Annotated in this window: 6 protein-coding genes and 1 tRNA gene; 2 read left to right on the top strand and 5 right to left on the bottom strand. The window is 68.7% G+C overall.

What is annotated here, in order from left to right; translation table 11 throughout:
- The 4 genes from VFG33_RS38615 to VFG33_RS38630 all read right to left on the bottom strand — a co-directional run.
- A partial coding sequence (locus tag VFG33_RS38615; protein ID WP_325057996.1) for an AMP-binding protein occupies positions 1 to 2,160 on the bottom strand: 2,160 nt, incomplete at its 3' end.
- 411 nt (positions 2,161 to 2,571) lie between these two features.
- A tRNA-Val gene (locus VFG33_RS38620) sits at positions 2,572 to 2,643 on the bottom strand.
- Between the two features lie 20 nt (positions 2,644 to 2,663).
- Entirely contained in the window at positions 2,664 to 3,140 is a 477-nt protein-coding gene (locus VFG33_RS38625) for a peroxiredoxin (protein ID WP_325057997.1), read from the bottom strand.
- On the bottom strand, positions 3,137 to 3,583 hold the full coding sequence (locus VFG33_RS38630; protein WP_325057998.1) for a DUF3052 domain-containing protein: 447 nt from the start codon (positions 3,581 to 3,583) through the stop codon (positions 3,137 to 3,139). Before VFG33_RS38630 ends, VFG33_RS38625 begins: the two co-directional genes overlap by 4 nt.
- A 254-nt stretch (positions 3,584 to 3,837) precedes the next feature.
- On the opposite strand from VFG33_RS38630, the gene aceE reads away from it, so the two are divergent.
- The gene (gene aceE / locus VFG33_RS38635) at positions 3,838 to 6,609 is read left to right on the top strand and encodes a pyruvate dehydrogenase (acetyl-transferring), homodimeric type (RefSeq protein WP_524538172.1); all 2,772 of its coding nucleotides are present in this window, start codon (positions 3,838 to 3,840) and stop codon (positions 6,607 to 6,609) included.
- 123 nt (positions 6,610 to 6,732) lie between these two features.
- Entirely contained in the window at positions 6,733 to 7,278 is a 546-nt protein-coding gene (locus tag VFG33_RS38640) for a hypothetical protein (protein ID WP_325057999.1), read from the top strand.
- On the opposite strand, the gene VFG33_RS38645 is transcribed toward VFG33_RS38640, so the two are convergent.
- A partial coding sequence (locus tag VFG33_RS38645; RefSeq protein WP_325058000.1) for a pirin-like C-terminal cupin domain-containing protein occupies positions 7,275 to 7,670 on the bottom strand: 396 nt, incomplete at its 5' end. The genes VFG33_RS38640 and VFG33_RS38645 overlap by 4 nt on opposite strands.

The following is a 7,670-nucleotide window of genomic DNA, read 5'->3' on the forward strand; positions in this document are numbered from 1 at the left end:
GGGGATGGAGTCTTGGAGGGTGCGGCGCCAGGCGAGGCGGACGATCGGGAGTTCTGTGGTGCGCTCACTGGCTTCCTCGTCGGTTCGGGAAACGGGAGCATGCTCCGTTCCGGCGAGACCGGCGGCGTGCTCGGTCGCGGCAGTGGAGGCGCCTGCAACCCCTGCGGCAGCTGAAAGACCTGCATCCCCTGCGGCGGGTGAAGGACCTGCGGCGGTGGCGGCAGTCGAATGACCTGCGGCGGGAGGGCCGTCGGCTTCAATAGGCGGGGGGCTTGCGGGTTCGGCTGCCGTTATGGGGGCGGCTGGGCGATCCGTTGGGGCGAGGGACGCGGTGGTGCGCGGCGATGCGGCGTACGGGGAGGCGGCGTACGGGGTGGTGGTTTCGAGGGTGCCGTCTAGCCAGCGTTGTTTGAGGAGGGGGCGGAGGATTTTGCCGCCGGGGGTGGTCGGGAAGTGACGGCGTGGGACGCCGATGACCTCGGCTGCGAGGCCGAGGCGGTCCTGCAGAACGGCGCGGATCGCCTCGTCGACTGCCCCGGACTCGGTCAGGCCGGCTGGCGGGTTGGTGTCGCCTGTCGGGGGCTCCGGGGGAATGGCGTAGAAGATGACCAGGCGGTCGGTGCCTGTGGTGGCGTCGGCGATTCCGCAGGCTGCGACGAGGCCCGGTTCGGCGCCGGGCGCAGTACTGGCTAGTGCTTCGAGGTCGTGGGCGTAGTAGTTCTGGCCGTTCAGGATGATGCGTTCGCTGTCGCGGCCGGTGATGACCACCTGGCCGCCGGTGATGAACGCCTGGTCGCCCGTCGCCAACCACTTCCGGGCCGGCCAGTTGCCCGCCGGGAACGCGACGCGGTCAGCGTCGGGATTGCCGAGGTAGCCCGGCGTCACCCGCGCGGACGCGACCTGCAGTTGCCCGATCCGTCCCTCCGGCAGCACTGCGCCGTTGGGTCCCACGATGCGCACGGTGGTCCCCGGCGCGGGCGCTCCGACCGACACCAGACTCAGTACGCCGGGCGCATCGGCCCGGGACTTCCCTGGCCGAGCAACAGCAACCTTCCCGGCCGTGGTCCGCTGGTCGACCCACTCAACGACACCCGTCGGTGGGATCCGGACCCGATGCACGTTCGGCGTCAACCCGGGCCGCGCGAACGTGATCCCGGTGACCGTCTCCGCCATCCCCCATGCCGCGACGAAGGTCTCCGGTACGACGCCGAAGCGGTTCGTCAGCCGGAGGAATTCCGTCATCACCGGCACGGTGATCTGCTCGCCACCGCTGACCAGGCTCCGCAGCGCGGACAGATCCCAATGCCGGTCCGGCTCACCCGCGATTGCCGCGGTCGCGAGGCGGTACCCGAAGTTCGCCGACCAGGAGTGGTTCACCCGGTGCTGGTCCATCAGATCGAGCCAGCGCAGCGGATTCGCGAGCACCCAGTCGGTGGCGACGTGGATGTTCGTGCAGCCGGTGAACACCGGCAGCAGGTGGTAGAGCAGGAACGCTCCACTGTGGTCCAGCGGCAACCAGTTGAGCGTCGTCTGACCAGGCCGCACCGGGAGCATCGCCGGCGTACCGGCGGCGAACTCGACCAGGCCGCGATGCGTCAGCTGGATGATCTTCGGCGTCCCGGTCGTACCGGACGACATCATCAATACCGCGACGTCGTCGGCCGCCGGCCGGTGGAACTCGGAGGTCGGCTCGTGGCCGGCCAGGGCGTCCGGATCCAGGACCGGCAGACCGAGGTCGTCCGGCAGGTCCGACGGGCGGCCGATCAGCACGGTCCAGCCGAGCAGTTCCGTCACCTTCCGGAGCCGCTCGCGGCCCTCCTCGGTGGTGTCGCCCGCTGGCGACGGCCCGATCAGCAGCGGCCGGATCCCGCCCAGCGTGCAGGCCCAGAACGCGGCGAAGAATCCGACCGGCTCGGTGCAGTGCACGACCGCGGGATCACCAGCCCGTACGCCGTTCGCCCGCAGGCCGGCCAGGATCCGCGCGGCGAGCTCGAGCAGCGTCGGGAAATCGAGGCGGGTCTCACGCCCGTCCGGACCGATCTCCACGACGCCCGAAGTACCGAAATCGCGAGCCGCGCGGAGCAGAGCGCTGGGCAGATCCCGGGGATAACCGGCCGGAATCATCAGAGCCGGGCCCGTACTGATCGCCGGGCGATCCACGCCGTTCCTCACCATACGAATCCCGACGGGCGAGCCGGGAAGCTAGAGGCGCCAGCAGCCAGGCGACCCACGGTTACGCGCCTCCCCAACTGGACGGAGCCGGGCGAGGGCATGCCCGTCTCAACCTCACTTCACCGACAGAACAGGCCCCGTTGCGGCCGGTCGGAAACGAGGGCGTGACCAGGTGGACCCGGTGCGTCATCGTGCCGACCGACAGCCGTGAACCCTACCAGCCGCGGGGCGGCGCCGGAGAGTCCGTTTCAGCAGCCGATAGTTAAGAAATCCGGTGGCCGCCAATACGTGCACAACGATCGGAACGCGACCGCGATACGGCCGTCCGCGCAGTCGGGGAATGAGCCCCGCGACAGTTCCGCAGAGTGGAACGGAGACCGTCCGCGGAGTGGATCAGGGTGGGTGCTGAGGGGATCGAACCCCCGACATCTTCCTTGTAAGGGAAGCGCTCTACCGCTGAGCTAAGCACCCGTGAACCGCGAGCGAGGAGTCTACCGGAGACTGGCGCCCAGCCCGGCCAGTGCCTGCGCGTAGTCGTCCAGGCTGCGCGCCTGCGACCTCGGGTTCACCACCGACCAGCGGATCACCCCGCCGGTGTCGATCACGAAGGTGCCCCGCGCCGCCGTCCCCGGCTCCGCGTCGAACACCCCGTACTGCGCGGCGATGGCCCCGTGCGGCCAGAAATCGCTGAGCAGACCGAATTCCAGCCGCTCCGCCTCGGCGTACGCGCGCAGGGTGTACATCGAGTCGCACGAGACGGCCAGGAACTCCGCCTGCCGGAGCAGGTCCGGGCGGTCCCGGAGGGCGCGGAGCTCGTCGCCGCAGACCCGGCTGAAGGCGTGCGGGTAGAACACCAGCACGACGTTGCGCCGGCCCCGGTACTCCGAGAGCCGGAGCTGCTCGCCGTGCTGGTTCCGGGCGGTGAAGTCCGGTGCCTCGGTGCCGACCCCAGGGACGGCAGCGGTCACCGCTTGGTCCGGGGCGACTTCGGCATCACCAGCTTGGTGGCCGACCAGTTGTCGGTCACGGTCAGACTGCTGGTCGCGGAGAGCCCGGCGGTGTCGGCCGCCTCGGCGACCTCGCTGGCGTCGACGTACCCGTCCCGGCCGACCTTCGGGGTCATCAGCCAGACCACTCCCCCGGACTTCAGGTCGGTGAGGGTCTCGAACAGGGCGTCCACCAGATCCCCGTCGTCGTCCCGGAACCAGCACAGGACGACGTCGACGACGTCGTCCATGTCATCCCCGGCGAAAGACTCGCCGGTCAGTTCCTGGATGGCGTCGCGGAAGGCGTCGTCCGAGTCGTCGTCGTAGCCGAGCTCCAGCACGACTGTGCCGCTCTCCAAGCCCAGGCGGGAAGCCATGTTCGGCTCACCGCTCTTGCCGTCCGCGTGGTCCGCGGTCGCGCTCACGTTTCCTCCTCCGTCGTCCCCGGTCGCCCGGGGGTAGGCGTCAGTAGCAGTAGTCCATCGTGGCCTACCGCGTCGCGCAAGTATGCACGAGGGTTCGTGACGTGTCCGCTATGCGCGTGGCGTGGACCGCGCGTGTCCGCTCCCGGCGGGGCCATGGGGGCCGGTTCGGGCAAGGTTGTCGATGCGAAGTAGAACGCATTCCGAACAGGTGACAGGATTACTGAGAGACCGACTAGACAGAACGGCAGGACACCGTGGCTTCCGGACACGAACCACCAGCCATCATCACCGAGGGGATGCCCACCCAGCTCCCCGACATCGACCCTGACGAAACTCGTGAATGGGTCGAATCGCTCGACGCCGTGCTGGACGAACGCGGTAAGGCGCGAGCGCGCTACCTGATGCTCAAGCTGATCGAACGGGCCCGGGAGCGACAGGTGGGGGTGCCCGCCCTGCGGAGCACCGACTACATCAACTCGATCCCGCCGGAGCGCGAGCCCTGGTTCCCCGGCGACGAGCACATCGAGCGGCGGATCCGGGCCTTCATCCGGTGGAACGCCGCCGTGATGGTGAGCAAGGCCAACCGCAAGGGCCTCGAGGTCGGCGGCCACATCGCCACCTACCAGTCCGCGGCCAGCCTGTACGAGGTCGGTTTCAACCACTTCTTCCGCGGCAAGGACCACCCGGGCGGTGGCGACCAGGTCTTCATCCAGGGTCACGCCTCCCCCGGCATCTACGCCCGCGCTTTCCTCGAGGGCCGGCTGTCCGCGGACCAGCTGGACGGCTTCCGCCAGGAGGTTTCCCGCGGCCCGCGGCAGGGACTGTCGTCGTACCCGCACCCGAGGCTGATGCCGGACTTCTGGGAGTACCCGACGGTCTCGATGGGGCTGGCCGCGCTGGACTCGATCTACCAGGCGCGCTTCAACCGGTACCTGCACCACCGCGGCATCAAGGACACCAGCCAGCAGCACGTCTGGACGTTCCTCGGTGACGGCGAGATGGGCGAGCCGGAGTCGCTCGGCGCGATCGGCCTGGCCGCCCGCGAGGAGCTGGACAACCTCACCTTCGTGATCAACTGCAACCTGCAGCAGCTGGACGGACCGGTCCGCGGCAACGGCAAGGTGATCCAGGAGCTGGAGGCGTTCTTCCGCGGTGCGGGCTGGAACGTGATCAAGGTGATCTGGGGCCGCGAGTGGGACTCGCTGCTGGCCCAGGACCACGACGGCGCGCTGGTCAACAAGATGAACACCACCCCCGACGGCCAGTTCCAGACGTACTCCGTGGAGTCCGGCGAGTACATCCGGAACAACTTCTTCGGCGGCGACCAGCGGCTGCAGGCAATGGTCCGGAACCTGTCCGACGAGGACCTGCGCAAGCTGCCCCGCGGCGGCCACGACTACCGCAAGGTCTACGCGGCCTTCAAGAACGCGAGTGAGCACGTCGGCCAGCCGACGGTGATCCTGGCCCAGACCATCAAGGGCTGGACGATCGAGGCGCTGGAGGGCCGCAACGCGACCCACCAGATGAAGAAGCTCACCTCGGACGACCTGAAGACCTTCCGCGACCGGCTCTACCTGCCGATCGAGGACAAGGCCCTGGAGAACGCGTACGACCCGCCGTACTTCCACCCCGGCACCGACTCGCCGGAGTACCAGTACATGATGGAGCGCCGCCAGCAGCTCGGCGGTTTCCTGCCCGAGCGCCGGGTCCGGCCGAAGACGCTGAAGCTGCCTGGTGACGACGTCTACAAGCCGCTCAGCAAGGGCAACGAGAAGACGCCGGTGGCGACCACGATGGCGCTCGTCCGGTTGTTCCGCGACCTGATGAAGGACCCGGAGATCGGGCACCGGATCGTGCCGATCGCGCCGGACGAGTACCGCACCTTCGGGATGGACTCGATGTTCCCGACGGCGAAGATCTACTCGCCGCACGGGCAGACCTACGAGTCGGTCGACCGCAACCTGCTGCTCGCGTACAAGGAGTCCGAGAAGGGCCAGCTGCTGCACGAGGGCATCAGCGAGGCCGGTGCGATGGGCTCGATGATCGCGGCCGGTACGGCGTACGCGACGCACGGCGAACCGATGATCCCGTTCTACATCTTCTACTCGATGTTCGGGTTCCAGCGGACCGGCGACCAACTCTGGGCCATGGGCGACCAACTCGGCCGTGGGTTCCTGATCGGCGCCACCGCCGGCCGGACCACCCTGACCGGCGAGGGTCTGCAGCACGCCGACGGCCACTCCCCACTGCTCGCCTCGTCGAACCCGGCCGCGGTGCACTACGACCCGGCCTTCGCCTACGAGGTCGCGCACATCGTCAAGGACGGTCTGCGCCGGATGTACGGCTACGGGCTGGACAAGGACAAGCCGTACGGCGAGGACGTCTTCTACTACCTCACCGTCTACAACGAGCCGGTCGCGCAGCCCGCGGAGCCGGAGAACCTCGACGTGGCGGCCCTGCTGAAGGGGCTGTACCGCTTCTCGGAGTACCCGACGGCCGCGGGCGACGACGTACCGCGGGTGCAGCTGCTCGGCTCGGGTGTCGCCCTGCCGTGGATCCGCAAGGCTCAGCAGATCCTGGCCGAGGAGTACTCGGTCGCGGCCGACATCTGGTCCGCGACGTCCTGGAACGAGTTGCGCCGCGAAGCGATCGCCGTGGAGGAGTACAACCTGCTCCACCCGGACGAGGACGAGCGGGTGCCGTTCATCACCGAGCAACTCAAGGACACCAAGGGCCCGGTGGTCGCCGTCAGCGACTTCATGCGCGCGGTCCAGGACCAGATCTCCCGCTGGGTGCCGAACGACTACACCTCCCTCGGTACCGACGGCTGGGGCCTGGCCGACACCCGGGCCGCGGCACGCCGCCACTTCCACGTCGACGCCGAGTCCATCGTCGTCGCCACCCTGGAAATCCTGGCCAAGCGGGGCGACGTCAAACGCGAGGTAGCGGCCGAGGCAGCCCGCAAGTACCGCATCGACGACCCCGCCGCAGTAGCCGGCGTCAAGCAAGAGGGCGCCGGCGCCTGAGCTCCGAAAAGACCGCCCCCGACCCGTACGACGGGTCGGGGGCGATTCTTATCTACTTCGGAGGGAGACCGTTCACTCCGTAGGGTGAGGACCGGCACTGCGGACGTACGCGATGCTCGGGGTATGAAGACAACCGAACATCCCGTACCGCGGTGGGCCTACCTCCTGGCGCACGTGATTCCGCTGTTGACGTTGCCGTCCGGGCTGTGGCGGCTCGGCATCGCGGCAGGGTGGTCGATGGGCACGGTGGACGACTACGGGCAGCCGTTCACCGTGCAGGGGTGGGAGGTCTGGTACATCATCGGCCTGAGCGTCTTCTCGGAGGCCGTCGCCCTGACCGCGTTCGGCCTGGTCAAGCCCTGGGGCGAGGTGGTCCCCCGGTGGATCCCGTGGCTGAGCGGTCGCCGCGTGGCGCCGTACGCCGCCATCATTCCGGCGACGCTGGGCAGCCTGGCATTGATCGCGATCTGGAGCTACGGCTTCCGCGGCATCTTCACCGACGACTTCATGCCGTTCACCAGCGACGGCGCGAAGGTCCTGATGGTCGCCAGCTACGCGCCGCTCAACCTCTGGGGCCCGGCCCTTCTGATCCTGACCTGGGCCTACTACCGCCGCCGGAAGACCGCTTCAAAAACCTTGCCTGGCTTGGCTTCCACCGTCTCCGGCTAGCGGGACCGCGGGCGAGGCTTCAGGCGAGTGCCGGGTAGCGGCGGGGCCGGGAGGGCATCGCCGTCGTAGCCGGCCACCACCGGGAAGCGGTCGCTGCCGTGGGCGTCGATGGATGCCATCCAGTCATTGCGAGCGGCAACTATCTCCTCGTGGGTGCGGCCGATGAAGTTCCACCACATCACCAGCTCCTCCTCGAACGGTTCCCCGCCGAGCAGCAGGAACCGGGCTCCGTTGCTGCTGGCAACCAGCTCGATCGAGTCCCGCCCGGTACCGAGGTAGGCCATCTCGCCGAAGCCGGGATTCAGTTCGCCGACTTGGAGCGACCCGTCCACCACGAGGACGGCGTACTCGAAGGCAGCAATGAGCGGCAGGGTGACGGTCCGTCCCGGCTC

It is taken from the genome of Kribbella sp. (assembly GCF_035687465.1).
In the GTDB taxonomy this organism is placed as follows: domain Bacteria; phylum Actinomycetota; class Actinomycetes; order Propionibacteriales; family Kribbellaceae; genus Kribbella.

What these genes read in the sequence shown, in the direction of transcription:
- VFG33_RS38640 (WP_325057999.1), top strand. Translation starts at nt 6,733, where the DNA reads ATGAAGACAACCGAACATCCCGTACCGCGGTGGGCCTACCTCCTGGCG.